The 24,930-nt window shown below is 58.1% G+C and carries 22 protein-coding genes, 2 tRNA genes and 2 pseudogenes; 19 read left to right on the plus strand and 7 right to left on the minus strand.

Annotated elements, in window-relative coordinates; genetic code table 11:
* Positions 1–21: 21 nt before the first annotated feature.
* Together C3F36_RS16035 and yhbY are read right to left on the minus strand one after the other, a co-directional pair.
* Positions 22–615, minus strand: coding sequence for a PilZ domain-containing protein (locus C3F36_RS16035; protein ID WP_104455436.1), 594 nt, complete (start codon positions 613–615; stop codon positions 22–24).
* Positions 616–720: 105 nt separating this feature from the next.
* Positions 721–1,017 (minus strand): ribosome assembly RNA-binding protein YhbY, encoded by a 297-nt coding sequence (gene yhbY / locus C3F36_RS16040; RefSeq protein WP_010675376.1) that lies wholly within the window; start codon positions 1,015–1,017, stop codon positions 721–723.
* 97 nt (positions 1,018–1,114) lie between these two features.
* Here yhbY and rlmE point away from each other — a divergent pair, with 97 nt between their 5' ends.
* The 16 genes from rlmE to C3F36_RS16120 all read left to right on the plus strand — a co-directional run bounded on the left by rlmE (position 1,115) and on the right by C3F36_RS16120 (position 17,893).
* Positions 1,115–1,744, plus strand: coding sequence for a 23S rRNA (uridine(2552)-2'-O)-methyltransferase RlmE (gene rlmE, locus C3F36_RS16045; protein ID WP_010675375.1), 630 nt, complete (start codon positions 1,115–1,117; stop codon positions 1,742–1,744).
* A 45-nt stretch (positions 1,745–1,789) separates the two neighbouring features.
* Positions 1,790–3,742: an ATP-dependent zinc metalloprotease FtsH gene (ftsH, locus tag C3F36_RS16050; protein ID WP_104455437.1), complete on the plus strand. Its 1,953-nt coding sequence runs from the start codon at positions 1,790–1,792 to the stop codon at positions 3,740–3,742.
* Between the two features lie 84 nt (positions 3,743–3,826).
* Positions 3,827–4,672 (plus strand): dihydropteroate synthase, encoded by an 846-nt coding sequence (gene folP / locus C3F36_RS16055; RefSeq protein WP_104455438.1) that lies wholly within the window; start codon positions 3,827–3,829, stop codon positions 4,670–4,672.
* 18 nt (positions 4,673–4,690) lie between these two features.
* On the plus strand, positions 4,691–6,025 hold the full coding sequence (glmM, locus tag C3F36_RS16060) for a phosphoglucosamine mutase (RefSeq protein WP_042014473.1): 1,335 nt from the start codon (positions 4,691–4,693) through the stop codon (positions 6,023–6,025).
* Between the two features lie 131 nt (positions 6,026–6,156).
* Positions 6,157–6,921 carry a triose-phosphate isomerase gene (gene tpiA, locus C3F36_RS16065; RefSeq protein WP_104455439.1) on the plus strand — a complete coding sequence of 255 codons (765 nt, stop codon included), beginning with the start codon at positions 6,157–6,159 and terminating at the stop codon, positions 6,919–6,921.
* Positions 6,922–7,248, plus strand: coding sequence for a preprotein translocase subunit SecG (secG, locus tag C3F36_RS16070; RefSeq protein ID WP_010633113.1), 327 nt, complete (start codon positions 6,922–6,924; stop codon positions 7,246–7,248).
* 7 nt (positions 7,249–7,255) lie between these two features.
* Positions 7,256–7,340, plus strand: a tRNA-Leu gene (locus C3F36_RS16075).
* A gap of 91 nt (positions 7,341–7,431) precedes the next feature.
* A tRNA-Met gene (locus tag C3F36_RS16080) sits at positions 7,432–7,508 on the plus strand.
* Between the two features lie 166 nt (positions 7,509–7,674).
* Positions 7,675–8,133: a ribosome maturation factor RimP gene (gene rimP / locus C3F36_RS16085; RefSeq protein WP_010675370.1), complete on the plus strand. Its 459-nt coding sequence runs from the start codon at positions 7,675–7,677 to the stop codon at positions 8,131–8,133.
* 14 nt (positions 8,134–8,147) lie between these two features.
* The gene (gene nusA, locus C3F36_RS16090; RefSeq protein ID WP_039040286.1) at positions 8,148–9,650 is read left to right on the plus strand and encodes a transcription termination factor NusA; all 1,503 of its coding nucleotides are present in this window, start codon (positions 8,148–8,150) and stop codon (positions 9,648–9,650) included.
* A gap of 20 nt (positions 9,651–9,670) precedes the next feature.
* The gene (infB, locus tag C3F36_RS16095; protein ID WP_043153231.1) at positions 9,671–12,373 is read left to right on the plus strand and encodes a translation initiation factor IF-2; all 2,703 of its coding nucleotides are present in this window, start codon (positions 9,671–9,673) and stop codon (positions 12,371–12,373) included.
* Positions 12,374–12,428: 55 nt separating this feature from the next.
* Complete coding sequence (gene rbfA, locus C3F36_RS16100) at positions 12,429–12,863, plus strand: 30S ribosome-binding factor RbfA (protein ID WP_010675366.1); 435 nt, start codon at positions 12,429–12,431, stop codon at positions 12,861–12,863.
* Between the two features lies 1 nt (position 12,864).
* Positions 12,865–13,815, plus strand: coding sequence for a tRNA pseudouridine(55) synthase TruB (truB, locus tag C3F36_RS16105; protein WP_010675365.1), 951 nt, complete (start codon positions 12,865–12,867; stop codon positions 13,813–13,815).
* Positions 13,816–13,950: 135 nt separating this feature from the next.
* A complete protein-coding gene (rpsO, locus tag C3F36_RS16110) occupies positions 13,951–14,220 on the plus strand; it encodes a 30S ribosomal protein S15 (protein ID WP_010675364.1) in 270 nt (89 codons plus the stop codon).
* A gap of 180 nt (positions 14,221–14,400) precedes the next feature.
* Positions 14,401–16,539, plus strand: a complete 2,139-nt coding sequence (pnp, locus tag C3F36_RS16115) for a polyribonucleotide nucleotidyltransferase (protein ID WP_104455440.1) — start codon at positions 14,401–14,403, stop codon at positions 16,537–16,539.
* Between the two features lie 142 nt (positions 16,540–16,681).
* Positions 16,682–17,893, plus strand: a complete 1,212-nt coding sequence (locus C3F36_RS16120; protein WP_042880137.1) for an MDR family MFS transporter — start codon at positions 16,682–16,684, stop codon at positions 17,891–17,893.
* A 3-nt stretch (positions 17,894–17,896) separates the two neighbouring features.
* On the opposite strand, the gene C3F36_RS16125 is transcribed toward C3F36_RS16120, so the two are convergent.
* Positions 17,897–18,250, minus strand: a complete 354-nt coding sequence (locus C3F36_RS16125; RefSeq protein ID WP_010675361.1) for a DsrE/DsrF/TusD sulfur relay family protein — start codon at positions 18,248–18,250, stop codon at positions 17,897–17,899.
* Positions 18,251–18,410: 160 nt separating this feature from the next.
* Here C3F36_RS16125 and C3F36_RS16130 point away from each other — a divergent pair, with 160 nt between their 5' ends.
* Complete coding sequence (locus tag C3F36_RS16130) at positions 18,411–18,803, plus strand: DUF1090 domain-containing protein (protein WP_039041125.1); 393 nt, start codon at positions 18,411–18,413, stop codon at positions 18,801–18,803.
* 47 nt (positions 18,804–18,850) lie between these two features.
* On the opposite strand, the gene C3F36_RS16135 is transcribed toward C3F36_RS16130, so the two are convergent.
* The 4 genes and pseudogenes from C3F36_RS16135 to C3F36_RS16150 form a co-directional block, all read right to left on the minus strand.
* Complete coding sequence (locus C3F36_RS16135; RefSeq protein ID WP_041205620.1) at positions 18,851–20,188, minus strand: IS4-like element ISAeme15 family transposase; 1,338 nt, start codon at positions 20,186–20,188, stop codon at positions 18,851–18,853.
* A gap of 267 nt (positions 20,189–20,455) precedes the next feature.
* Positions 20,456–20,704 (minus strand): YfhL family 4Fe-4S dicluster ferredoxin, encoded by a 249-nt coding sequence (locus C3F36_RS16140; RefSeq protein ID WP_010675358.1) that lies wholly within the window; start codon positions 20,702–20,704, stop codon positions 20,456–20,458.
* 1 nt (position 20,705) lies between these two features.
* On the minus strand, positions 20,706–22,070 hold the full coding sequence (gene trhP / locus C3F36_RS16145; protein ID WP_010675357.1) for a prephenate-dependent tRNA uridine(34) hydroxylase TrhP: 1,365 nt from the start codon (positions 22,068–22,070) through the stop codon (positions 20,706–20,708).
* Between the two features lie 411 nt (positions 22,071–22,481).
* Positions 22,482–23,297 (minus strand): annotated as a pseudogene (locus tag C3F36_RS16150) (IS5-like element IS5 family transposase); the annotation flags it as partial.
* Positions 23,298–23,390: 93 nt separating this feature from the next.
* Between C3F36_RS16150 and C3F36_RS16155 the strand changes: the two are divergent.
* Positions 23,391–23,492: pseudogene (locus tag C3F36_RS16155) on the plus strand (IS481 family transposase); the annotation flags it as partial.
* A 231-nt stretch (positions 23,493–23,723) separates the two neighbouring features.
* Positions 23,724–24,928, plus strand: a protein-coding gene (locus tag C3F36_RS16160) for an IS3 family transposase (RefSeq protein WP_104456072.1) whose coding sequence is annotated in 2 segments (ribosomal slippage) — positions 23,724–24,042 and positions 24,042–24,928 — 1,206 coding nt in all. Because the reading frame shifts where the segments join, the coding sequence is not laid out codon by codon here.
* Positions 24,929–24,930 lie beyond the last annotated feature (2 nt).

Here is a 24,930-nt window from a genome sequence, read left to right on the forward strand (position 1 = left end):
AGCCGGGCTCCCCTGTTGTCTTTAGTCACCCTGATAGGCCTGGACGAAGGCGTCCTGGTGGCGCAGGAAGAGCCAGTCCCGCAATTGTTCCTGATCCTCCTTGCCCAGTCGTAACTGGACGGCCCAGTCATGGTGATGTTGATTGGCATCCACGTGCCTGATGAGGGCGCCTGTCATGGCCAGGGGAGGAAGATCCTCGATGCGAAGGTATCCGCCAAGTGGATCTCCTTTGGCAAAGGAGTCCGGCAAGCCGGCCACGATGAGACCGCCAAGGGAGAGGCTGTATACCTCGTACTCCGCGTCTTCGGTGCAGAGCACGGCCTTTTCGTCGAGTCGCCAGGCGCGCAGATGGGGCGAACCCAGCTCGGTAATGGTCGGCGCGGCGATGCGCAGCTCGGCGTGGCCCTCCTCTGCATGGGTGCAGTGGAGCGGGAAACGCAATTGGTAGCCGGCGATGCGGGCTTCGAGTGTCAGAGGCTTGGCTCGCTGCAACAGGCTTTGGAGAGGAAGGGGCAGGGTGCCGCGCAGGTATTGGCTGGTGGCAATGTCTTCATCGTTTCCCAGGTCCCGCAGCATGGCCAGTTCTTCATCGGTGAGGAGCTGATGCTTGTCCATAGTGGGTGTCCGCGACTATTCATCGCAGGTTAAGGGCCTGACAACTATTTTGGCAAGCGACTTGGGAAGAAGGGAAATGAAGGAAAGAGCGAATGCTCTTTCCTGTTACTTGCGCGGCAACTGGATCTTGGGCTCTTTGGCCTGACGGTAGATGGTCAGTACATGGCCCATGCTCTGTACCTTGATGGCGCCGGTCTCGCGAACGATGGCATCCATCACCAGCTGTTTCATCTCACGATCTTCAGACGCAACCTTAACCTTGATCAGCTCGTGGTGGTTCAGGGCCAGATCGATCTCGGCCAGCACCCCTTCGGTCAGACCGTGTTGTCCCAGCAGGACGACCGGCTTCAGACTGTGGGCCAGGCCCTTGAGATACTGTTTCTGTTTATTGTTGAGAATCATGGCAATTTCTTCATAAGTCAGGGTTGAAAGGGGCGTATTCTACCCCCACTTAGCCCTTAATACTAATAACCCTTGTGGTTTTTTAAAGTCGACAATCATGACCCAGAAAAAACGTTCCCCCAGTTCAACCCGCTGGTTAAAAGAACATTTCGACGACCAATACGTCAAGAAAGCCCAGAAGTTGGGACTGCGCTCTCGCGCCGTTTTCAAGATCGATGAGATCCAGGGCAAAGACCGGCTGCTCAAGCCGGGGATGACGGTAGTGGACCTGGGGGCTGCTCCCGGTGGCTGGTCCCAATTTGCCATCGACCAGGTCGGTGACAAGGGGCGCGTCATTGCGTGCGATATTTTGCCGATGGATTCCATTGCCGGTGTCGATTTCCTGCAAGGGGACTTTCGGGAGGAAACTGTACTCGGCGCCTTGCTTGAGCGAGTCGGCCCCGACAAGGTGGATGTCGTCATGTCGGACATGGCGCCCAACATGAGCGGTACCCAGCAGGTGGATCAGGCCCGTGCCATGTACCTGGTGGAACTGGCGCTGGACATGTGCAATCAGGTCCTGAGCAGTAATGGCAGTTTTGTAGTCAAGGTGTTCCAGGGGGAAGGGTTTGATGCCTATCTCAATGAAATACGTAGACTTTTCTCTGTCGTCAAGATTCGAAAACCAGACTCGTCCCGTGCCCGTTCACGAGAAGTCTACATTGTGGCTACCGGTTTTAAACTGTAGTACCCTAACCCTCATCGTTAACTGTCAGTCTGCGAGGTCATTGATTTGAGTGACATGGCGAAAAACCTAATCCTGTGGCTGGTCATCGCCGTCGTGCTGATGTCGGTGTTCAATAGCTTCAGCCCCAGCGATACCACCAGTCGCCAGCTGGACTATTCCAGCTTCGTGAAAGAAGTGACCCAGGAGCAGATCCGTGAAGTGCGGATGGATGGCAAGGTCATCAATGGCGTCAAGCGCACCGGTGAACGTTTCACCACCATCATTCCTGCGCCGGATCCCCAACTGCTCAACGACATGCTCAACCATAACGTCAAGGTGATGGGTGAGAAGCCGGAAGAACCGTCCCTGATCACGTCCATCTTCATCTCCTGGTTCCCGATGCTGTTGTTGATCGGTGTCTGGGTCTTCTTCATGCGTCAGATGCAGGGCGGCGGCGGCAAGGGTGCCATGTCGTTCGGCAAGAGCAAGGCTCGCCTGATGAGCGAAGATCAGATCAAGACTACCTTCGCCGACGTAGCCGGTTGTGACGAGGCAAAGGAAGAGGTCAAGGAGCTGGTCGACTATCTGCGTGACCCGACCAAATTCCAGAAGCTGGGTGGCAAGATCCCGACCGGCGTCCTGTTGGTAGGTCCTCCCGGTACCGGTAAGACCCTGTTGGCCAAAGCCATTGCAGGCGAGGCCAAGGTGCCGTTCTTCACCATTTCAGGTTCGGACTTCGTGGAAATGTTCGTGGGTGTCGGTGCCTCCCGGGTGCGTGACATGTTCGAACAGGCCAAGAAATCCTCCCCCTGCATCATCTTCATTGATGAGATCGATGCGGTCGGTCGCCAGCGTGGTGCCGGTCTGGGTGGTGGTCACGACGAACGTGAGCAGACCCTGAACCAGATGCTGGTTGAAATGGATGGTTTTGAAGGCAATGAGGGCATCATCGTCATCGCCGCCACCAACCGTCCCGACGTACTGGATCCTGCGCTGCTGCGTCCAGGTCGTTTCGACCGCCAGGTCGTGGTCGGCTTGCCGGATGTTCGCGGTCGTGAGCAGATCTTGAAAGTGCATATGCGCAAGGTGCCGCTGGCGGATGACGTCAATCCGGCGCTGATTGCCCGTGGTACCCCTGGTTTCTCCGGTGCCGATCTGGCCAACCTGGTGAACGAGGCTGCCCTCTTCTCTGCTCGCGAGAGCCGCCGAGTGGTCTCCATGCTGGAGTTCGAAAAGGCGAAGGACAAGATCATGATGGGGGCGGAACGTCGCTCCATGGTGATGAAAGAGTCCGAGAAGGAGATGACGGCCTATCATGAAGCGGGTCACGCCATCATTGGTCGCGTGGTGCCGGATCATGACCCTGTCTACAAGGTCTCCATCATTCCGCGCGGCCGTGCGCTGGGTGTGACCATGTACCTGCCGGAACAGGACCGCTGGAGCCACTCCAAGCAGCATCTGGAGTCCATGATCTCCAGCCTGTATGGCGGTCGTCTGGCGGAAGAGCTGATCTACGGTGCCGAGAAGGTATCGACCGGTGCATCCAACGACATCGAACGTGCCACCGACATCGCCCGCAAGATGGTGACCCAGTGGGGCATGTCCGAGCGTCTCGGCCCCATGCTTTACGCAGAAGAGGACGGTGAAGTCTTCCTCGGCCGCAGCATGGCCAAGGCCAAGCACATGTCTGACGATACCGCCCGCATCATCGATGCAGAGGTCAAGCAGGTCATCGATCGCAACTACGATCGTGCCAAGCAGATCCTGCTGGACAACATGGATGTGCTGCACACCATGAAAGATGCATTGATGAAGTACGAGACCATCGATGCCAAGCAGATCGATGATCTGATGGCGCGTCGCGAGGTCCGTGCTCCCAGCAACTGGCATGATGAGCACGGTGACACCCCGCAAGGTGGTGCCAGCGTGAACAACGAGCCGGAGGCCAAGGCGCCGGCTGAAGAGGGCAGTGCACCTCTGAGTGACATCGACAAGGCGAACGATGTCCCGGCCAAATAAGTTGTCATGATACAAACCCCGGGCTTGCCCGGGGTTTTTCTTTGCACGAAGAGTTTGCCGCTCTTGTTGGAGGTAGTTGAAGCAATGCAGTTAATCAGCAAGGGACGTACCCTTTCTCTCGACCGTCCCCATGTCATGGGCATTCTCAATGTGACGCCGGACTCCTTTTCAGATGGTGGCCGCTTCAAGCAGATCGATCTGGCGTTGGGTCATGCCCGCGACATGGTGGCCGATGGGGCCACCCTTATCGATATAGGTGGCGAGTCGACCCGCCCGGGCGCCCCCGACGTGAGCGAGCAGGAGGAGCTGGACAGGGTCATCCCCGTGGTGGAGCGCATGGTCTCCGAGCTGGATGTGATGATCTCCCTCGATACCTCCAAGGCGATTGTCATGCGGGAGGGTTGTGCTGCTGGTGGTCACCTCATCAATGATGTCCGCGCCCTGCAAGAGCCGGGAGCGCTGGGCGCGGCGGCCGAGGCTGGCGTACCGGTATGCCTCATGCACATGCAGGGGCAGCCCCGTACCATGCAGGTGGAGCCGCGCTATAACGATCTGGTGGGGGAGGTGAGAGCCTTCTTTGACGAGCGGATTGCCGCTTGTCTGGGGGCCGGTATCCCGCGTGAGCATCTGGTACTGGATCCAGGCTATGGCTTTGGCAAGACGCTGGCGCACAACTATCAGCTGTTGGCCCAGCAGGCGTCACTGCTCGATTACCAACTTCCGCTCTTGGTGGGCATGTCACGAAAGTCTATGATAGGCAACCTGCTTGACCGCCCGGTAGCCGAGCGGTTGGCTGGTAGTCTGGCCTGTGCCCTGATCGGGTTGCAACATGGCGCCAGGATCATCCGGGTGCACGACGTGCGGGCCACCATGGATGTCTTGCGTACAGGCTGGATGACCATGACGGGACAAGATTTCATATCCAAATAGAAAAACGAGAAACAGACAATGACCAGAAAGTACTTCGGCACCGACGGCGTGCGCGGCAAGGTGGGTGAATACCCGATCACCCCGGATTTCGTCATGAAACTGGGCTGGGCCGCCGGCAAGGTGCTCTCCAAGAAAGGGACCAAGAAGGTGCTGATCGGCAAGGATACCCGTATCTCCGGTTACATGCTGGAGTCGGCACTGGAGGCGGGGCTCTCCGCCGCCGGTCTCAAAGCCATATTGATGGGACCCATGCCCACCCCGGCGGTTGCCTACCTGACTCGCACCTTCCGTGCCGAAGCCGGCATCGTCATCAGTGCATCCCACAACCCCTATTACGACAACGGCATCAAGTTCTTCTCCGCCGACGGCACCAAGCTGCCCGATGATGTCGAGCTGGCCATCGAAGCCGAGCTCGACAACGAACTCAAGTGCGTGGAGTCCGCGGAGCTTGGCAAGGCGCAGCGCATCGATGATGCGGCTGGTCGCTACATCGAATTCTGCAAGAGCACCTTCCCCTCCAATCTGAGCCTGGAAGGGCTGAAAATGGTGGTGGATTGCGGTCATGGTGCCACCTACCACATCGCCCCTTCCGTCTTCCGCGAACTGGGTGCCGAAGTCATCGCCATCGGCTGCAGCCCGGATGGGCTCAACATAAATGACGGCGTCGGTTCCACCGCACCGGAGGCGCTGGCCGCCAAGGTCCAGGAATGCAAGGCCGATCTCGGCGTCGCCTTCGACGGTGACGGCGACCGTCTGGTGATGGTGGACAGCACTGGTTACATCATCGACGGGGATGAGATTCTTTACATCATCGCCCGGGATGCCTTGCGCCATGGCCGCCTCAAGGGCGGTGTGGTGGGCACCCTGATGGCCAACATGGGGCTGGAGCTGGCACTTCAGACCCTGGGCATCCCCTTTGCCCGTGCCAAGGTGGGTGACCGCTACGTGCTTGAGATGATGAACGAGAAGGGCTGGCGCATCGGGGGCGAAAACTCCGGTCACATCATCTGCCTGGATCAGACCACCACGGGGGATGGTATCGTCGCCGCCCTGCAGGTGCTGACGGCCATGCGCAGTGCCGAGATGCCGCTGGCCAAATTGCGTTCGGGCATGAGCAAGTTCCCGCAAGTGCTGGTCAATGTGCGCTTCGCCGAAGGCAAGGATCCGCTGACCTCCAGTGCCGTTCAGCAGGAAGTGGCGGCAGTGGAGCTGGAACTGGCCGGCCGTGGCCGGGTGCTGTTGCGCAAATCCGGCACCGAGCCCCTGATCCGGGTCATGGTCGAAGGTGAACACGAACAGCAGGTGCGCGATATGGCAGAGCGCATCGCCAAACAGGTCGAATCGGCGTTTTAATGAACAACCAAGGCGGCTTTTTAGTCGCCTTGGTTGTATCTTGTTCAAACGATTCGAAAATTTGAAAATAGCACTTGTCAGCTGAGCATCCTCTGGATATTATCAGCCCCGCTTTCGCAAGGGAGTTGCCGATGGGACATCGCAAGCCGTTTGTAGCAGCCAACTGGAAGTTACACGGTAGTAGGTCGCAGTTAGAGCAGTTTACGAGTCAGTGCACAGAACGCATTGATGAAGACGTAGATGTGGTCTTGTGTCCATCCCATGTGCATCTCGGTTTCACGGCCGAACTGCTCGGTGAGCAGGGAAGAGTGAAGCTGGGGGCTCAGAACGTGAGTCAGCACAGACAGGGCGCTTATACGGGTGAAATCTCGTGTGAGATGCTGGTCGAGGCAGGTTGCCGATATGTACTTGTTGGCCACTCCGAGCGCAGGCGTCTCTTTGGTGAGACCAGTTTTATCGTCGCAGAGAAGTTTGCGGCAGTCAGAGCAGCAGGTCTGGTACCCATACTTTGTCTGGGTGAGTCAGGCGCAGCGAGGCAGGCAAGAAGAACCTTCGAGGTGATTGCCGAGGAACTGGACATCGTCATAGAGAAAAATGGCGCGATGGCTTTCGATAATGCTATCATCGCCTACGAGCCAATCTGGGCTGTAGGTACAGGTAAATGCGCCACACCCGAGCAGGCACAAGAGGTTCATTCCTTTATTCGCAGTCGCTTGGCGGAGGATACTCCGGTAATAGGTGAGAAAGTCAGAATCATCTATGGTGGGAGCGTGACACCGGCCAATGCACAAGATTTGTTTGCACAGCCCGATATTGATGGCGGTCTGATAGGCAGGGCAAGTCTTGATGGCGAGGCGTTTTTAGGAATAGTTGAAGCGGCAAAGGGTGCAAGTTAAATGTACGAGATTCTTTTGGTCGTTTATCTGCTGGTATCGCTGGCTCTGATTGGTCTGGTGATGATTCAGCAAGGTAAAGGGGCTGATATGGGCGCCTCCTTCGGCGCAGGGGCATCGAATACTGTATTCGGATCCGGTGGTTCAGGCAGCTTCCTGACCCGCACAACAGCGATTTTGGCTACTCTGTTTTTCTTGATTAGTCTGGTTCTGGGTTCCATGTCCAGCAACAAGGTCAAGCAGGGTAGTGAATGGGAAAATCTGCAACAGACTCAACAAGTTGAGCAGAGCAAAGCGCCAGTGAAGAAAGATACTGACGTTCCCGAATAAGAGTTTTGCCGTGGTGGTGGAATTGGTAGACACGCTATCTTGAGGGGGTAGTGCTCTAGGGTGTGCGGGTTCGAGTCCCGCCCACGGCACCAATTAAGCAGTGAACCCGGGTAACCGGGATGTTATAGCCGCTGAGTCTTGTCTCACGAGAGTGAAGTGGCTATAATCTCGCACGATTTCGGACGCGGGGTGGAGCAGCATGGTAGCTCGTCGGGCTCATAACCCGAAGGTCGTCGGTTCAAATCCGGCCCCCGCAACCAAATTTCACGCATTTCCTACGCTCAGGAAGGCGGTCGCTGCGAGGCGACAATCAGGGTAAAGCGCCAAGCCCCGATTTGACATCGGGGCTTTTTGTTATGTGCAATTTACTCTGAATCTATTTCTATCTGGGCTATATGCCCTTTTTTCGTTTTTCGGAGGGTGACTTTGGCTACGTTGGAACAACGTTTGACCGATCTGCTCGAGGCTCCGGTCGTTGCCTTGGGTTTTGAACTGTGGGGTATCGAGTTTATCCGTGCGGGTAAGCACTCGACCTTGCGCGTTTTCATCGACTCGGAGCAAGGCGTGACGGTGGAAGACTGTGCCGAGGTGAGCCGCCAGGTCGGCGCCATCATGGATGTCGAAGATCCCATCACCGAGGAGTACTACCTTGAGGTGTCTTCCCCGGGTCTGGATCGTCCACTGTTCAAGGTCGCCCAGTTCGAAAAATACGTTGGCCAGGAGGCGGCGGTAACGCTTCGGATGGCAACAAACAACCGCCGCAAGTTCAAAGGCGTAATCAAAGCCGTGCAGGGGGACATGATCACTCTGACGGTAGATGGTAAGGACGAGGTGTTGGCTTTCACCAATATCCAAAAAGCGAACATAGTGCCGAACTTTGGTTAACGAGGCTATCGGATATGAATAAAGAGATTTTGCTGGTCGTTGACGCTGTGTCCAACGAGAAGGCTGTCCCACGCGAGAAGATTTTCCAGGCTCTGGAGACTGCGCTGGCGACTGCGACCAAGAAAAAATACGAAGGCGAGATTGAAGTGCGTGTCGAGATCGATCGCAAGACCGGTGACTATGACACCTATCGCCGTTGGGTCGTGGTGGCCGATCAGGCTTCCATGGAGAACCCGTACGGGGAAATCACTCTCGAAGCCGCTCAGATCGAGCAGCCGGATATCCAGATCGGCGACTATGTTGAAGACCAGATTGACTCTGTGACCTTCGACCGTATCACCACCCAGACCGCCAAGCAGGTCATCGTGCAGAAAGTGCGCGAGGCCGAGCGTTCCCAGGTCGTTGACCAGTTCAAGGACAAGGAAGGCACCATCATCAGCGGCGTGGTCAAGAAGAGCAACCGCGACAACGTGATCCTGGATCTGGGCAGCAATGCCGAAGCCGTGATCTTCCGTGACGACATGCTGCCCCGTGAGACCTTCCGTCCCGGCGACCGCATCCGTGGCCTGCTCTACGCCGTGCGTCCGGAAGCCCGTGGTTCCCAGCTGTTCGTCAGCCGCTCCAGCCCGGACTTCCTGAAAGAGCTGTTCCGCATCGAAGTGCCGGAAATCGGCGAAGAGATGATTGAAATCATGGGCGCTGCCCGTGATCCGGGTTCCCGCGCCAAGATCGCGGTGAAGACCAACGATCGTCGTATCGACCCGATCGGTGCCTGTATCGGCATGCGTGGTGCCCGCGTTCAGGCCGTCTCCGCCGAGCTGAGCGGTGAGCGTGCCGACATCGTGCTGTACGATGACAACCCGGCCCAATACGTGATCAACGCCATGGCGCCAGCCGATGTGGCTTCCATCATCGTTGATGAAGACAACCACACCATGGACATCGCCGTGGAAGCCGCCAACCTGGCCCAGGCCATCGGCCGCAACGGTCAGAACGTGCGTCTGGCCTCCCAGCTGACCGGTTGGGAACTGAACGTGATGACCGTCGAGGACATGCGTGCCAAGCACCAGGCCGAGAACGACCGCATCCTGACGCTGTTCACCAGCACCCTCGATATCGACGACGATTTCGCCGGCCTGCTGATGGAAGAGGGCTTCTCCACCCTGGAAGAGATCGCCTTCGTCCCGGTCAACGAGCTGCTGGCCATCGACGGTCTGGATGAAGACATGGTCGAAGAGCTGCGCAAGCGTGCCAAGGATGCCCTGACCACCAAGGCCCTGGCCAAAGAAGAATCCTTTGAAGGCGTCGAGCCTTCCGAAGAACTGCTCAATCTCTCCGGCCTCGGTCGTGAAATGGCCTATGCCCTGGCCGCTCGCGGCGTCGGCACCCTGGAAGATTTGGCAGAGCAAGGTATCGATGACCTTGCCGACATCGAAGAGTTGACCGCCGAGAAGGCTGGTGAGCTCATTATGGCTGCTCGCAATATCTGTTGGTTCGGAGAAGAGCAGTCTGAATAAGGTCAAACGGAGGAAAATGAATGGCAGAAGTATCAGTTAAGCAACTTGCCACTGACATCGACACGCCGGTTGATCGTCTTCTCCAGCAGTTTGTCGATGCCGGTATCGTGAAGAGCAAGGCCGACGACATGGTCAGCGAGTCTGAGAAACAGACTCTGCTGGCACATCTGAAGAAACAGCATGGAGGTGACGAGGTCACCGCACCTGCTCGCATGACCTTGCAGCGCAAGACCAAGAGCACTCTGAGTGTTCAGGGGACTGGTGGCAAGAACAAGGAAGTGCAGGTAGAAGTGCGCAAGTCTCGCACCTATGTAAGACGCTCGGCGCTGGAAGATGAACAGCGCCAGGCGGAAGCCGAGGAAACAGCGCGTTTGGAAGCAGAAGAAAAAGCTCGTCGCGAGGCCGAAGAGAAGGCCCGCCTCGACGCTGAAGAGAAGGCTCGCCGTGAGGCTGAGCAGGCTCGTCGTGAAGCTGAGGAAAAGGCGCGGATCGAGGCACAACAGAAGGCTCGACAGGCTCAACAGCCCGCCAAAGCAGCCGGTAGCACAGCTCAGCAAGAGGCAGAAAAGATGGCCAAGCGCGAAGCAGAAGAACTGAAGCGCCAACAGGAACAGACAGCTTTGCAAAAAGCTGAAGAACTCGCCGCGAAGAAAGCCGAAGAGGCTCGCATCATGGCGGAACAGAATGCGGCCCGCTGGGCTGAAGAAGAAGCGGCTCGCGCCAAAGAGAGCAGCGATTACCATCTGACCACCAACAAGCACGCGCAAGCGGCCGAAGATGAGTTGGATCGTAAGGAAGAGACCAGCCGTCGCACGGCTGCCGCTGCCAAGGCGCCGAAGAAAGTCGGCCGTCGCGAAGACGACCGCAATGACCGCAACTCCCGCGATCCCCGTGCCCGCAAAGGCAAGCGTGGCAAGATGGCCATGCCGAACGCCATGAAACACGGCTTCAACAAGCCGGCTGCCGTGGTCAACCGTGACGTCGTCATCGGCGAGACCATCACAGTGGCGGAGCTCGCCAACAAAATGGCCGTCAAGGGCGTTGAAGTCATCAAGGTGATGATGAAGATGGGTGCCATGGCCACCATCAACCAGGTGATCGACCAGGAGACCGCTCAGCTGGTCGCCGAGGAGATGGGTCACAAGGTGGTGCTGCGCCGTGAGAACGAGCTGGAAGAGGCGGTACTTAGCGATCGTGACGAGACCTCCGAAGCCAAGCCGCGTGCGCCGGTCGTGACCATCATGGGTCACGTCGACCACGGCAAGACCTCGCTGCTGGACTACATCCGTAAAGCCAAGGTCGCGGCGGGCGAAGCCGGTGGCATTACCCAGCACATCGGTGCGTACCACGTCCAGACCGACAGCGGGATGATCACCTTCCTGGATACCCCGGGTCACGCGGCGTTTACCTCCATGCGTGCTCGTGGTGCCAAGGCGACCGACATCGTTGTTCTGGTTGTTGCAGCTGACGACGGCGTGATGCCGCAAACCATCGAAGCCATCCAGCACGCCAAGGCAGCCGGTGTGCCGCTGGTTGTTGCGGTGAACAAGATCGACAAGCCTGAAGCGGATCCGGATCGCGTCAAGACCGAGCTGGCCCGTTACAACGTCATGTCCGAAGACTGGGGTGGCGATTGCCAGTTCGTGCACGTCTCCGCCAAGTCTGGCGAAGGCATCGACGACCTGCTGGAAGCCATCCTGATCCAGGCCGAAGTCCTGGAGCTGAAAGCGGTGGTTGACGGCATGGCCAACGGCGTCGTGATCGAATCCTTCCTGGATAAAGGTCGTGGTCCGGTTGCCACCGTGCTGGTACAGGAAGGTACTCTGCGTCAGGGCGACATCGTGCTGTGTGGTCTTGAGTACGGCCGGGTTCGCGCCATGCGTGACGAACTGGGTCGCGAGATCAAGGAAGCCGGTCCCTCTCTGCCAGTGGAAATTCTGGGTCTGTCCGGCGTTCCCTCTGCCGGTGACGAAGCCACGGTCGTGCGTGACGAGAAGAAAGCCCGTGAAGTGGCGCTCTACCGTCAGGGCAAGTTCCGCGAAGTCAAGCTGGCTCGCCAGCAGAAGGCCAAGCTGGAAAACATGTTCGCCAACATGACCGAGGGCGAAGTGTCGGAAGTGAACGTGGTGATCAAGGCCGATGTACAAGGCTCTGTGGAAGCGATCTGCGATGCGCTGGTCAAACTCTCCACCGACGAAGTGAAGGTGAAGATCGTGGGTTCCGGCGTAGGTGGCATCACCGAAACCGACGCGACCCTGGCCGCGGCTTCCAGCGCCATCCTGGTGGGCTTCAACGTCCGTGCCGACGCTTCTGCGCGCAAGGTCATCGAATCCGAGAGCCTGGATCTGCGTTACTACTCCGTCATCTATGACCTGATCGACGAAGTGAAGCAGGCCATGAGCGGCAAGCTGGCTCCTGAGTATCGTCAGGAGATCATCGGTCTGGCTGAAGTGCGTAGCGTCTTCAAGTCGCCGAAGTTCGGCGCCGTTGCTGGCTGTATGGTCACCGAAGGTGTGGTCAAGCGTTCCAACCGCATTCGCGTTCTGCGTGACAACGTGGTTATCTATGAAGGCGAGCTGGAATCCCTGCGCCGCTTCAAGGATGACGTCAACGAAGTTCGCAACGGCTACGAGTGTGGTATCGCGGTCAAGAACTACAACGACGTGCGCGAAGGCGACCAGATCGAGGTGTACGAGACCGTTGAAATCCAACGGACTCTGTAAGCCGAGAGTTAGACAAAATAGGGGGCCGCGGCCCCCTTTTATCGCAGGATAGAATATGGCCAGAGAATTCAGCCGGACCCGTCGGGTCGGACAGCAGATCCAGCGTGAAATCGCGCTGATCCTGCAGCGCGAGGTGAAAGACCCGCGCATCGGCATGGTGACCGTCTCCGACGTGGAGGTCTCCAAGGACCTCAACTATGCCAAGGTTTATGTCACCTTCTTGCAACTGGAGAATGACGCCGAGCGCATCAAGGAAGGGCTCAAGGGCCTGACCGAGGCTGCCGGTTACATCCGCAGCCTGCTGGGCAGCGCCATGCGTCTGCGGGTGGTGCCCGAGCTGCGTTTCTACTACGACCAGACCCTGGTCGAGGGGATGCGCCTCTCCAACCTGGTGACCAACACTGTGCGTGAAGACAAGCGTCGCATGACTGAAGCCGGTCGTGACGAAGAGCAATCCGCACCGGATGACACGACTGAGGATAACGCCTGAGATGTCTCGTAGACGTCGTTTCAAAGGCCGTGACGTACACGGCATCCTGCTGCTGGACAAACCGACCGGCCTGACTTCCAACGATGTGTTGCAGAAGGTCAAGCGGATCTACAACGCCGCCAAGGCTGGCCATACCGGCGCCCTGGACCCCCTGGCCACCGGCATGTTGCCGATCTGCCTCGGGGAGGCCACCAAGTTCTCCCAGTATCTGCTGGAAGCGGACAAGCGCTATGAGGTGACCGCCAAGCTGGGCGAGCGCACCAATACCAGCGACTCCGACGGCGAGGTGGTTTCCACCCGCCCGGTGAACGTGGCGGTGGGCACCCTGATCGAGGCGCTGGACCAGTTCCGCGGCCCCATCATGCAGGTGCCGTCCATGTACTCCGCCCTCAAGCACAACGGCCGCCCGCTCTACGAATATGCCCGTGAAGGGATCGAGATCGAGCGGGAAGCCCGTCCCATCACCATCTTCGAACTCAAGCTGCTCGGCTTCGAGGGGGACGAGGTGAAGCTGGAAGTGCATTGCAGCAAGGGTACCTATATCCGCTCCCTGGTGGACGATCTGGGGGAAGTGCTGGGCTGTGGCGCTCACGTCACCCAGCTGCGTCGCACCCAGGTGGCGAGCTACCCCTACGAGCGGATGCTGACCCTGGAGCAGCTCGAGTGTATCTTCGAGCAGGCCAAGGCCGAAAGCATTCCGCCACGGGAGCAGCTGGATCCCCTGTTGCTGCCGATGGACACCGCTGTGGCCTCTCTGCCCGAGGTGAACATGCTGGTCGCCGTGGCCGCCTATGTGAACCAGGGTCAGGCCGTGCAGGTGGCAGGTAGCCCCCAAAGTGGCCAGGTCCGCATGACGGTTGGCCCGGAGCGCGAATTCATCGGGGTTGGCGAGATCGATGACGAGGGGCGCGTGGCGCCCAAGCGTCTGGTTCGCTACCACGACGAGGAGTGATCCTCAGGTGGTATCGGTCTGTCACGCGTCTTTCCCGTTGCGAAAAGGGGCCGGGACGATTATGATACCGCCCTCATTTCACGGCTGAATTAGAGATTGGCTGTGAACCTTTAAACACTCTACTGGAGTAATACCATGTCTCTAAATGCTGAGATCAAAGCTCAAATCGTTGCCGACAACGCTCGTGGCGCCAACGACACCGGTTCCCCCGAAGTGCAAGTTGCCCTGCTGACTGCCCAGATCAACCATCTGCAAGGTCACTTCAAGGAGCACGCCAAGGATCACCACGGTCGTCGCGGTCTGCTGCGCATGGTTTCCCAGCGTCGTAAGCTGCTGGACTACCTGAAGCGTAAAGACGTTCAGCGCTACGCTGCTCTGATCGCCAAGCTGGGTCTGCGTCGTTAATCGACCATCAGATTTCGCAAAAAAGGGGAACCGCGAGGTTCCCCTTTTTTATTGCCCGTTTCAAACAGGATGCAGGCCGTTGCCTGCCTCACAGAATTGACGTCCGCGCTTACCTTTTGATGCGAATCAAGTATACTTGCACGCGAATTTAAAGCGCCAAATTGTTAAAAGGAAATTCACGTGAATCCTATTGTAAAGTCATTCCAGTACGGTCAACACACCGTCACACTGGAAACCGGTGTGATGGCCCGTCAAGCCACTGCGGCCGTCATGGTCAGCATGGACGATACCTGTGTCTTCGTGACTGTCGTTGGCAAGAAAGAGGCCGATCACGGCCGTGATTTCTTCCCGCTGACCGTCAACTATCAGGAGCGTACCTATGCTGCTGGTCGTATCCCGGGTGGTTTCTTCCGTCGTGAAGGCCGTCCGAGCGAGGGTGAGACCCTCATCTCCCGTCTGATCGACCGTCCCATCCGTCCGCTGTTCCCGGAAGGCTTCCTCAATGAGGTTCAGGTGGTTGCCACCGTCATGTCCGTGAACCCGGCCGTTTCTCCCGACATCGTTGCCATGATCGGTGCCTCCGCGGCCCTGGCCATCTCCGGCATCCCGTTCGGCGGCCCGATCGGTGCAGCCCGCGTGGGTTACATGAACGGTCAGTATGTGCTGAACCCGACCACTACCGAACTGCCCCAGAGCGATCTGGATCTGGTGGTTGCCGGTACTGCCAATGCGGTGCTGATGGTGGAATCCGAAGCGGCCATCCTCTCCGAAGAGGTGATGCTGGGCGCCGTGGTCTACGGTCACGAGCAGATGCAGACCGTGATCAACGCCATCAATGAATTCGCTGCCGACGTCGGTACCAAGCCCTGGGACTGGACCCCGCCTGCCGTCAACGAAGCGCTGAAAGCCAAAGTTGCCGAACTGGCGACCAGCGAACTGGGTGAAGCCTACCGCATCACCGAGAAGGCTGTTCGTTACGAAACCATCGCTGCCATCAAGGGCCGCGTCGTCGAGCAAGTCATCGCATCCGGCGTGGAAGAAGATGCCAAGAAGATCGGCGAAGAGTTCCACAGCCTGGAGAGCCGCATCGTCCGTGGTCGCGTAGTACGTGGTGAGCCGCGTATCGACGGTCGCGATCCGGAAATGATCCGCGCCCTCTCCGTCGGTACCGGCATCCTGCCCCGTGCCCACGGTTCTGCCCTGTTCACCCGTGGTGAAACTCAGGCCATCGTGGTGGCCACTCTGGGTACCGAGCGTGACGCCCAGAACATCGACGAGCTGACCGGCAACCGCGCCGATCGCTTCATGCTGCACTACAACTTCCCGCCCTACTGCGTCGGCGAGACCGGCATGATGGGCAGCCCGAAGCGTCGTGAGATCGGTCACGGCCGTCTGGCCAAGCGCGGCGTTGCTGCCGTGATGCCGAGCGCCGCCGAGTTCCCGTACGTGGTGCGCGTGGTCTCTGAAATCACCGAATCCAACGGTTCCTCCTCCATGGCGTCTGTCTGTGGTTCCTCCCTGGCGCTGATGGATGCCGGTGTGCCGATCAAGGCCTCCGTTGCCGGTATCGCCATGGGTCTGGTGAAGGAAGAAGAAGGTTTCGTCGTGCTGTCCGACATCCTGGGTGACGAAGATCACCTAGGCGATATGGACTTCAAGGTAGCCGGTACCAGCGAAGGTGTGACCGCGCTGCAGATGGACATCAAGATCGAAGGCATCACCAAAGAGATCATGGAGATTGCCCTGAAGCAAGCTCGTGGCGCTCGTCTGCACATCCTGAAAGTGATGGACGAAGCTATCCAGGCTCCCCGTGCTCAGATCTCCGATTTCGCACCGCGCATCCACACCATCAAGATCAATCCTGAGAAGATCAAGGACGTGATCGGCAAGGGTGGTTCCGTGATCCGTGCACTGACCGAAGAGACCGGCACCAACATCGAGCTGGATGATGATGGTACCGTTCGCATCTCCGCCGTGGCCAACGAAGCCGCCATGGAAGCGATCCGCCGTATCGAGGCCATCACCGCCGAGATCGAAGTGAACCGCATCTACGAAGGCAAGGTCGTGCGCCTGGCTGACTTCGGCGCCTTCGTCAACATCCTGCCGGGTAAAGACGGTCTGGTGCATATCTCCCAGATCACCGATGCCCGCGTGCAGAACGTGGCCGACTTCCTGAAAATCGGCGACGTGGTGAAGGTGAAGGTACTGGAAGTGGACCGTCAGGGCCGTGTGCGTCTCTCCATCAAGGAAGCGAACGCACCGACCGAAGCGGCTGCTGCTCCTGCTGCCGTTGCCGTCGAAGAGCCGGCTGCCGAATAAGGCTGCCGTATGTAAAAGAGCCGACCCTTGGGTCGGCTTTTTTGTGCCTGTCGCCCGGCATGGCGCAGATTGTCTCCTTGTTCCTTTTGGCGCCCCTTGATATAAGGGACGACCCCGCTTCGTTGGCAAAAGGAATTGCAGCATGTCATGGGCCTACCTCAGGCAGTTTCCTTCCCTGGTCTGGATCGTCATCCTGGGCACTTTCATGGTGCGTACCACCTTCTTCATGGTCTGGCCCTTTCTCTCCATCCTGCTCTACCGTGACTACGGACTTTCGGCGACCCTGATAGGCGCCATCCTGGGGGCCACGGCGGCGCTTTCCACTCTCGTCAGCTTCTATGGCGGCTGGCTCTCGGACAAATGGGGGCGGCGCAACATCCTGCTGTTCGGCTGCCTGGTTTCCGCCGCCAGCGTGGCCCTGCTCGGCCTCTCCCACCAGGTGGGCTGGCTGGCACTCGGGGTGATCGGCAGCGGACTCTCCTACGGTCTCATCGACTCACCGGGCAAGGCACTGATGGCCGACAATCTGGCCGAGCCCAAAGCCCGTGAGCTGGCGCTGCACCTGCGTTATTTCCTGCTCAACCTGGGGGCGGCCATCGGTCCTCTGCTCGGCGTCACCTATGGCCTGAGCGCGCGTCAGGAGACCTTCCTGTTGCTCAGTGCCAGCTATCTGCTGCTTGGCATCGTCTTTGTCATCGGGTTCAGGCTGGCGGGTTGCCACACCAGCCAGGCGGCCGGGCCCGGCATGCGTGCCGTGCTGCGGGTGCTCTGGCAGGACAGGGGGTTTCTGCTGCTGATCATGGCCAATCTGCTGCTGATGCTGGTCTATGCACAGTTCGAGTCGCCCCTCATCCAGTATCTGACCCGCGCGGGGACGCCGGAGGTGGAGCGGCTCATCGGCTGGCTGGTGACGACCAACGCGCTGACCATAGTGATGCTGCAGTTCCCCCTGCTGCACCTGACTGCCCGCTGGTCCACGCGGCGCAAGCTGCAACTCGGGGTGGCGCTCTTTCTCGGCGCCCAGTTGCAGTTTGCGCTGGGGGATACCGCCATCTGGTGGCACTGGATAGTGGCGGTGATCCTCCTGAGCGTCGGGGAGTGCATCCTCTTCCCCTTGCTCAATGTGCTGATCGATCAGATGGCGCCTGGTCATTTGAAGGGGAGCTATTTCGGGGCGGCCTCCATCTCCGGACTCGGGGTGGCCATGGGGGCCTTGCTGGGAGGCTGGGTGCTGGCCCACTGGGGCGGGAGCTGGCTTTACGCTCTGATGGCGCTGCTCTGCCTGGTGATCCTGATGCTCTATGGTCTGAGTACCCGGACCTCGCGCCCTGCGCTGGTCCGGGCTGGGCCCTGACGGCTAGAAGGTCAGCACCTTGTCGGCGGCCAGAGTCCATTGGGCCAGCAAGGGGAGGGTGCCTATCTCTATGCCCTCGACAAGGGGTAGCGGGGTGATGCCGCGCGCATCGGTGCAACTCTTGCAAAGCCGGATCCGGGTGCCCTGAGCCAGCAGTATCTCCAGCATCTGGCGCAGGTTGTAGCCCTCGGCCGGAGCCTGCCCGGCCAGAGCAGCAGTGACGGCATCTGACATCAGGAAGAGGTTGAGGTCTACCTTTCCCTCCTCTTTGAGGGCGATGCCGAGGCGCAGGGCATTGAACAGGGACTCGCTGCCATAGGGGGCGCCGTTGGCAATGATGAGAATGTGTTGGGTCATGTGACTCTCCTGATTGAAAGGGCCATTGTAGCCTCGGCGAAAGCGGCCCGGCATGATGCAGAGCACACTCTGTCGTAGCCCGGCCCCGTGTGTCTTGACCTCACACAGGGAGTCAGGTCTCATGGACGGCCATCCAGTATGACAGAACAAAGAGGTTGTTATGTGGAAGATCGCCGGAATAGGCTTATTGTTGTTGGCCGGACAAGCCTATGGTAGTGAAAACATCGGCTGCAAGGCCAGACAGCAGGCCGTGACGGATCAGCTTGCGTTCGCCAGGGCGCACAACAACCAGGAGCAGGTAGCCGGTCTTGAGCGGGCACTGCGCAACCTGGAGGCCCATTGTACCGATGCCGGGCTCCTTGAGGAGCAGCAACGCAAGGTGGTCAAGCAGAGGGAAGAAGTGGAAGAACGGCTGGCCGAGTTGCAGAGCGCACGGGTATCGGGCAAGCCGGACAAGATTGCCAAGAAGCAGTCCAAGCTGGAGGAGTCCCAGGCCGAGTTGCTGGAAGCCCAGCGCGAACTCGAGGCGCTGCAAAAACTGGTCAAACCCTGAGGGAAGGGCAGCGCAATAGAAAAAGCCGGGCATGCCCGCAATGCTGTTCACTTAAGCGGAGCCGCATTGCGATTTACCGGAAAACGGGTCTTTGATATCTTCACCGCCCTGGGTCTCGATGGCCTGGGGCGTTTTTCTATGAACATGACGCCTATGCAGCCCCGCAACTCCGCCAACCTCCGTGGCGTATGGGCTGGCGATAACGCGCCCGCCATCACTGCCATCTGGTTCGCGATGAACTGACAGGCAAACTTAAAGCTCACCTCATTGGGCGCTCGCTGATGGGCTACGGCGGCCTGGCTGGCCTCCCGCCTGACCAGATTGTATCCAAGCAGCAATCCCCACAGCTCCTGATAGACCAAGTCCACTTTCTTGCTTCTCAGCGTGATGGCGTTGTGCTGCATCGCGCTTTTGATATCCCGGTATCCCAGCTCGATTTCCCAGCGCTCGTGGTACAGGGTCGCCACCTGAGCTGCGCTGAATCGCGCCACGGGCAGGGAGGTAAAGACCGTTTTCTCCTTGCCTGCCACCTCATAGGTCACTGCGCGAACTTGCCAGTGTGTCGGCAACGCCGGGTTTTTCTTGCTAGCCTGAGGCGAGACCGTCATTTGCAACAGACGGTCACCGTCGCCATAGCGCTCAAGTTCCGTGTATACCAGCCCCTTGCGTTCCGGGATGAGCCAGTGACGGTCGGTGTCTTCGGCCTGAATACGCAGCAACAGGTCGGCACCGAAGAAGCCTTTATCCAGCAGGGTCACTGACTTGTCCGGCAATGAGTGAATGAACTCGCTGGCCAGGGGGATTTCCCCTTTGCGGTACGGGCTGATGGCCGCGTTGGCAATGACATGCGAGCGGACATTCATGAGCGTGACCAACCGCAGCATCGGGTAGGGTGTCTGCCGGTTGGTTGAGGTGTTACCCGAGCCGAAATGTGCTCTGAGTTCAGGCATATCCTGGGTTCGGAACAGGGCCCCATCGATGGCAAAGACCTGTAAACCGTGCCAATGGTCTTCAGGATAACGTTCCCGCCCCCACACATCGGCGCACTGTTTGAACAGCCACTCGAGCGGCTGTTTGCCGAGTCGCTGACGGGCCTGAGACAGGGCACTGTCCGCGAGCAAGGCATCATTGGCCAACCCTTCTGCACAGATGTTGAGGCGCCGAGCGACCTCGGAGATGGGCTCATTGCGGAAAAAGGCCATCCCCACGACGAGCCACAAGACCATATCAGAAGGTAAGCGGCGTCGGCGGATAGTGGCCTTTTCAGACAAGGCGGCAGCGGCAGTAATCCATTCGTCGGGAATATGGTCGGCAAAAATGGCCAGCCGAGCCAGCATGTCGCCAGATGCCTCAACAACATCGTTCAGATCGTTTGCAATAGACATAAAAAAATCCGGAACCAGTGATTGGTTCCGGATTGTCCTACAGCAGAAGGATCGGTCAATGGATCCTTAACTGATCAGCATTGGGGCATGCCCGGCTTTTTCTATTTCTGGATAATGCACCCGCGAGTGTCAGACGCTGACTGCCTGTGCATCCGCACGAATTTCTCCATCAGCTGATCTTCGGTTTCCCACCCGATGGATGGGATCCCGGAGGATGCCGTCCATGGGGCGCAGACGCTGATGCAGGTGCAGGTGCAGGTGCTACAGCTACTGCCTGTGCATCCGCACGAATTTTTCCATCAGCTGATCTTCGGTCTCCACATGGGCGGGATCCCAGATGATGCAGTCGATGGGGCAGACGCTGATGCAGGTGGGCTTCTCATAGTGGCCGACGCATTCGGTGCAGCGATCCGGGTCTATCTCGTAGATCTTGCTCCCCAGGGTGATGGCCTGGTTCGGACACTCCGGATCGCACATGTCACAGTTGATGCACTTGTCGGTGATGAGCAGTGCCATCTCAGGCCGCCGAGTGAGGTTGACGGGTATCCTCGCGCTCGCCGAGGTTGCGCAGCAGGATGCCGTAATTCACGTCGATCTCCTTGGGAACCGGGACGTAGACCACGTGGCCGTTGCCCGGCGCGGTGTCGATGAGCTCGCCCTTGCGGTTCTGCATCTGCTCCAGGTTGAAGCTGAGGTTGCCCTGGGGGGTCATCAGCTCCAGGCTGTTGCCCAGCAGGAACTTGTTCTTCACCTCGACTTCGACCATGTCACCGTTGCGACCGGTGATCTCGCCGACGAACTGCTGGGTGTCGGAGACGGAGTAACCGTAGTCGTAGTTCTGGTATTCGCTGTGGTTGTGACGGCGCAGGAAGCCCTCGGTGTAGCCGCGGTGGGCCAGGTTCTCGAGGGTGCCCATCAGGGTCGGATCGAACGGACGGCCAGCCACCGCATCGTCGATGGCCTTGCGATAGACCTGGGCGGTACGGGCGCAGTAGTAGAAAGACTTGGTACGGCCTTCGATTTTCAGCGAATGAACGCCCATTTTGGTCAGGCGCTCGACGTGCTCGACGGCGCGCAGATCCTTGGAGTTCATGATGTAGGTGCCGTGCTCGTCTTCAAACGCAGTCATGAACTCGCCCGGGCGGTTGGACTCTTCCAGCAGCACCAGGGCATCGGTCGGCTTGCCTGCGCCCAGGGTCGGATCCACCTTTTGCACGGCGATGGGCTCCTGGCGGTGGACGATCTGGCCCACGTCATCTTCCTTGCCCTCGTGCACCTTGTACTCCCAGCGGCAGGAGTTGGTGCAGGTGCCCTGATTGGGGTCACGCTTGTTGATGTAGCCGGAGAGCAGGCAGCGGCCGGAGTAGGCCATGCACAGCGCCCCGTGGACGAAGACTTCCAGTTCCATCTCCGGCACCTGCATGCGGATCTCCTCGATCTCGTCGAGAGACAGCTCGCGGGATAGGATGGCACGGGTCAGTCCCATCTGATGCCAGAACTTCACCGTGGCCCAGTTGACCGCGTTGGCCTGCACCGAGAGGTGGATAGGCATGTCGGGGAAGGCTTCGCGCATCATCATGATGAGACCGGGATCGGACATGATGAGTGCATCCGGCTTCATATCCACTACAGGGCGCATGTCGCGGATGAAGGTCTTGAGCTTGGAGTTGTGGGGCTGAATGTTGGCCACCACATAGAACTGCTTGCCGAGGGCATGGGCCTCGTTGATGCCGAGCTGCAGATTCTCGTGATCGAATTCGTTGTTGCGTACCCGCAGGCTGTAGCGCGGCTGGCCCGCATAGACGGCGTCTGCGCCATAGGCATAGGCGTAGCGCATGTTCTTGAGGGTCCCGGCAGGGGAGAGCAATTCTGGTCTGAACATGTTGGACTCTTTTATCTGATTGCAAATCAGGAAGGCACTACCTAATAGTGCCGAATAATCAATGACTTACATTGATTTTTTTGGTGTGTATAGTCGTGTATAGTTGGGATCTCCCAACACCCAAATATTTTACCACCAAACCCAGCTGCCAGCCACGCACACAGCTTGGCTGAGTTGATTTCGGATGCATCCGTGCTAGCAGAGCGGTAGGTCGCAACATATGACTTGTGTCGAACTCATCCGGAGCTTGCTAGAAGGGAACTAGGGAAGGTGCGAATAAGCGGGGAAATTCTTCTCGGCTGACTCAGTCATTTCATTTCTTCATGTTTTAGCCGATTTTTTCTCCCGCAAATGCCTTGAATCAGCCTATTTAGACCGTTTCTTCGCCATTTAAGGCGTTATTCCCAGTTTTTAGTGAGATCTCTCCCACTGACGTATCATTTGGTCCGCCCGAAACAGGTTGGCCAGCGTGAATAACATCGCCAGTTGGTTATCGTTTTTCAGCAACCCCTTGTATCTGGCTTTCACGAAGCCGAACTGTCGCTTGATGATGCGAAATGGGTGCTCCACCTTGGCCCGGATGCTGGCTTTCATGTATTCGATGTTGATGGCCGTTTTGTTCTTGCGTGGATGCTGTTTCAAGGTTCTTACCTTGCCGGGGCGCTCGGCGATCAGCCAGTCCACATCCACCTCGGCCAGCTCCTCGCGCTGTGGCGCCCCTTGGTAGCCGGCATCGGCTGAGACAAATTGCTCCTCTCCATGCAGCAGATTACCCAGCTGATTGAGGTCATGCTCGTTGGCCGCGGTGGTGACTAGGCTGTGGGTCAGGCCACTCTTGGCATCGACACCAATGTGGGCCTTCATGCCAAAGTGCCACTGATTGCCTTTCTTGGTCTGATGCATCTGCGGATCGCGTTGCTGCTCTTTGTTCTTGGTCGAGCTGGGTGCCTCAATGATGGTGGCATCGACCAAGGTGCCTTGAGTCATCATGACGCCTGCTTCGGCCAGCCAGCGATTGATGGTCTTGAACAATTGGCGGGCCAGTTGATGCTGCTCCAGCAGGTGGCGGAAATTCATGATGGTGGTGCGGTCCGGCAAGGCGCTATCCAGGGATAACCGGGCAAACAGACGCATGGAGGCGATTTCGTACAGAGCATCTTCCATCGCGCCATCGCTCAGGTTGTACCAATGCTGCATGCAGTGAATGCGTAGTGTATGGAGATGGTATTCACCTGACAGTTGCCCACAAAAGGGAGTGGTCATACGGCTTCAAACCGGATAACAAAACGGTACCCCTACCGTGTTATCTGGAGTCACCGTATGACCACCAACGAGAAAGTAGCACGTCGCAAACTCAGCCTGCTAGAGCTCGCCAAAGAGCTCAATAATGTCAGCAAAGCCTGCAAGCTCATCGGCTACAGCTGAGGTATCCTGATTTTCACAGACAGTCCCGATTGTTACGATGAGACAATCGGGGGTATTGAATGAAATCGAGAGAACACTATTCACCAGAGTTTCGGGCAGAGGCGGTTCGACTGGTGTTGGAGCAAGGCCTTGGCCAATAGATTGGCCCCTTGAAGATCCAGACACTTCGCCCCTCTTAACTTAAGAGGTAGTCTTGGAGCTATGTTCAGTACTAGTCACAACGAGAAGATGGTCGAAGTGTTAACAGGGGCCGAGCGCCGTCGACGCCGGACTCCACAAGAAAAGATCGCCATCGTGCAGCAGACCTTTGAGCCCGGGATGACCGTCTCTCATGTTGCTCGCTTGCACGACGTCAACGCAAACCAGCTTTTCAAATGGCGTAAGCAATTCCAAGAAGGGTCTCTCACGGCGATCACCGCCGGTGAGGATGTTGTTCCTGCTTCCGAGTTGGCTGCTGCCATCAAGCAGATCCGAGAGCTTCAGCGTCTGCTCGGGAAGAAGACCATGGAGAACGAGATCCTCAAAGAAGCCGTGGAGGTTGGTCGAGCAAAAAAATGGATTGCGCATGCGCCCTTGTTGCCGGGGGACGACGATTAAGTGCTGTGAGCCAGGCTCTTAATGTATCGCGTGCGCAGCTATCCGTTCGTGTTCATCGAAAACCGGGTTGGCAAGATGGTCGTCATCATCGCCAGCGTGATGATGCAGCCTTACTTGGCCGTATCATGGAGGCGATGGCAGAGCTTCCCTCCTATGGCTATCGCCGGGTCTGGGCGCTGTTACGGCGTCAGTCTGAGGCAACAGAACAACCTGTGGTAAACGCTAAGCGGGTATATCGCGTCATGCGCGAGCATGGCTTGCTGCTGGAAAGAAAACCAGCTGCACCATTGGCCCAGCAGGCACATAAGGGGCGTGTTGCCGTCAAGGAGAGCAATCGACGGTGGTGCTCAGATGGCTTCGAGTTTCGCTGCGATAACGGTGAAAAACTACGTGTCACGTTCGCCATGGATTGCTGCGATAGGGAAGCGTTGGACTGGGCGGCCAGTACTGGGGGTTACGATAGTGACACTGTGCAAGATGTCATGCTGAGGTCTGTCGAACGTCGCTTTGGGGATTCGTTGCCGGCATCACCGGTGGAGTGGCTGACTGATAATGGCTCGGCGTATCGAGCCCATGAGACCCGCGCGTTTGCACGAGAAATCGGGTTGGAGCCCAGAACGACAGCAGTGAGAAGCCCACAGAGTAACGGTATAGCGGAAAGCTTCGTGAAGACGATGAAGCGAGACTATATCGAGATGATGCCAAAACCGGATAGCCGAACAGCGGTAGGCAATTTGGCTATCGCGTTTGAGCATTATAACGAGCACCACCCGCACAGCGCCTTGGGATACCGTTCACCACGGGAATTTCTGCGCAGTCGGGTATCACAACCCTAAGC

It is taken from the genome of Aeromonas sp. ASNIH2 (assembly GCF_002934795.1).
GTDB lineage: Bacteria > Pseudomonadota > Gammaproteobacteria > Enterobacterales > Aeromonadaceae > Aeromonas > Aeromonas caviae.

Coding starts and splice junctions, on each gene's coding strand:
- rpsO (WP_010675364.1), top strand. CDS start 13,951: ATGTCTCTAAATGCTGAGATCAAAGCTCAAATCGTTGCCGACAACGCT.
- rlmE (WP_010675375.1), top strand. CDS start 1,115: ATGACCCAGAAAAAACGTTCCCCCAGTTCAACCCGCTGGTTAAAAGAA.
- C3F36_RS16130 (WP_039041125.1), top strand. CDS start 18,411: ATGTGGAAGATCGCCGGAATAGGCTTATTGTTGTTGGCCGGACAAGCC.
- truB (WP_010675365.1), top strand. CDS start 12,865: ATGTCTCGTAGACGTCGTTTCAAAGGCCGTGACGTACACGGCATCCTG.
- C3F36_RS16125 (WP_010675361.1), bottom strand. CDS start 18,250: ATGACCCAACACATTCTCATCATTGCCAACGGCGCCCCCTATGGCAGC.
- infB (WP_043153231.1), top strand. CDS start 9,671: ATGGCAGAAGTATCAGTTAAGCAACTTGCCACTGACATCGACACGCCG.
- C3F36_RS16140 (WP_010675358.1), bottom strand. CDS start 20,704: ATGGCACTGCTCATCACCGACAAGTGCATCAACTGTGACATGTGCGAT.
- tpiA (WP_104455439.1), top strand. CDS start 6,157: ATGGGACATCGCAAGCCGTTTGTAGCAGCCAACTGGAAGTTACACGGT.
- rbfA (WP_010675366.1), top strand. CDS start 12,429: ATGGCCAGAGAATTCAGCCGGACCCGTCGGGTCGGACAGCAGATCCAG.
- folP (WP_104455438.1), top strand. CDS start 3,827: ATGCAGTTAATCAGCAAGGGACGTACCCTTTCTCTCGACCGTCCCCAT.
- C3F36_RS16120 (WP_042880137.1), top strand. CDS start 16,682: ATGTCATGGGCCTACCTCAGGCAGTTTCCTTCCCTGGTCTGGATCGTC.
- secG (WP_010633113.1), top strand. CDS start 6,922: ATGTACGAGATTCTTTTGGTCGTTTATCTGCTGGTATCGCTGGCTCTG.
- C3F36_RS16035 (WP_104455436.1), bottom strand. CDS start 615: ATGGACAAGCATCAGCTCCTCACCGATGAAGAACTGGCCATGCTGCGG.
- yhbY (WP_010675376.1), bottom strand. CDS start 1,017: ATGATTCTCAACAATAAACAGAAACAGTATCTCAAGGGCCTGGCCCAC.
- glmM (WP_042014473.1), top strand. CDS start 4,691: ATGACCAGAAAGTACTTCGGCACCGACGGCGTGCGCGGCAAGGTGGGT.
- C3F36_RS16135 (WP_041205620.1), bottom strand. CDS start 20,188: ATGTCTATTGCAAACGATCTGAACGATGTTGTTGAGGCATCTGGCGAC.
- trhP (WP_010675357.1), bottom strand. CDS start 22,070: ATGTTCAGACCAGAATTGCTCTCCCCTGCCGGGACCCTCAAGAACATG.
- nusA (WP_039040286.1), top strand. CDS start 8,148: ATGAATAAAGAGATTTTGCTGGTCGTTGACGCTGTGTCCAACGAGAAG.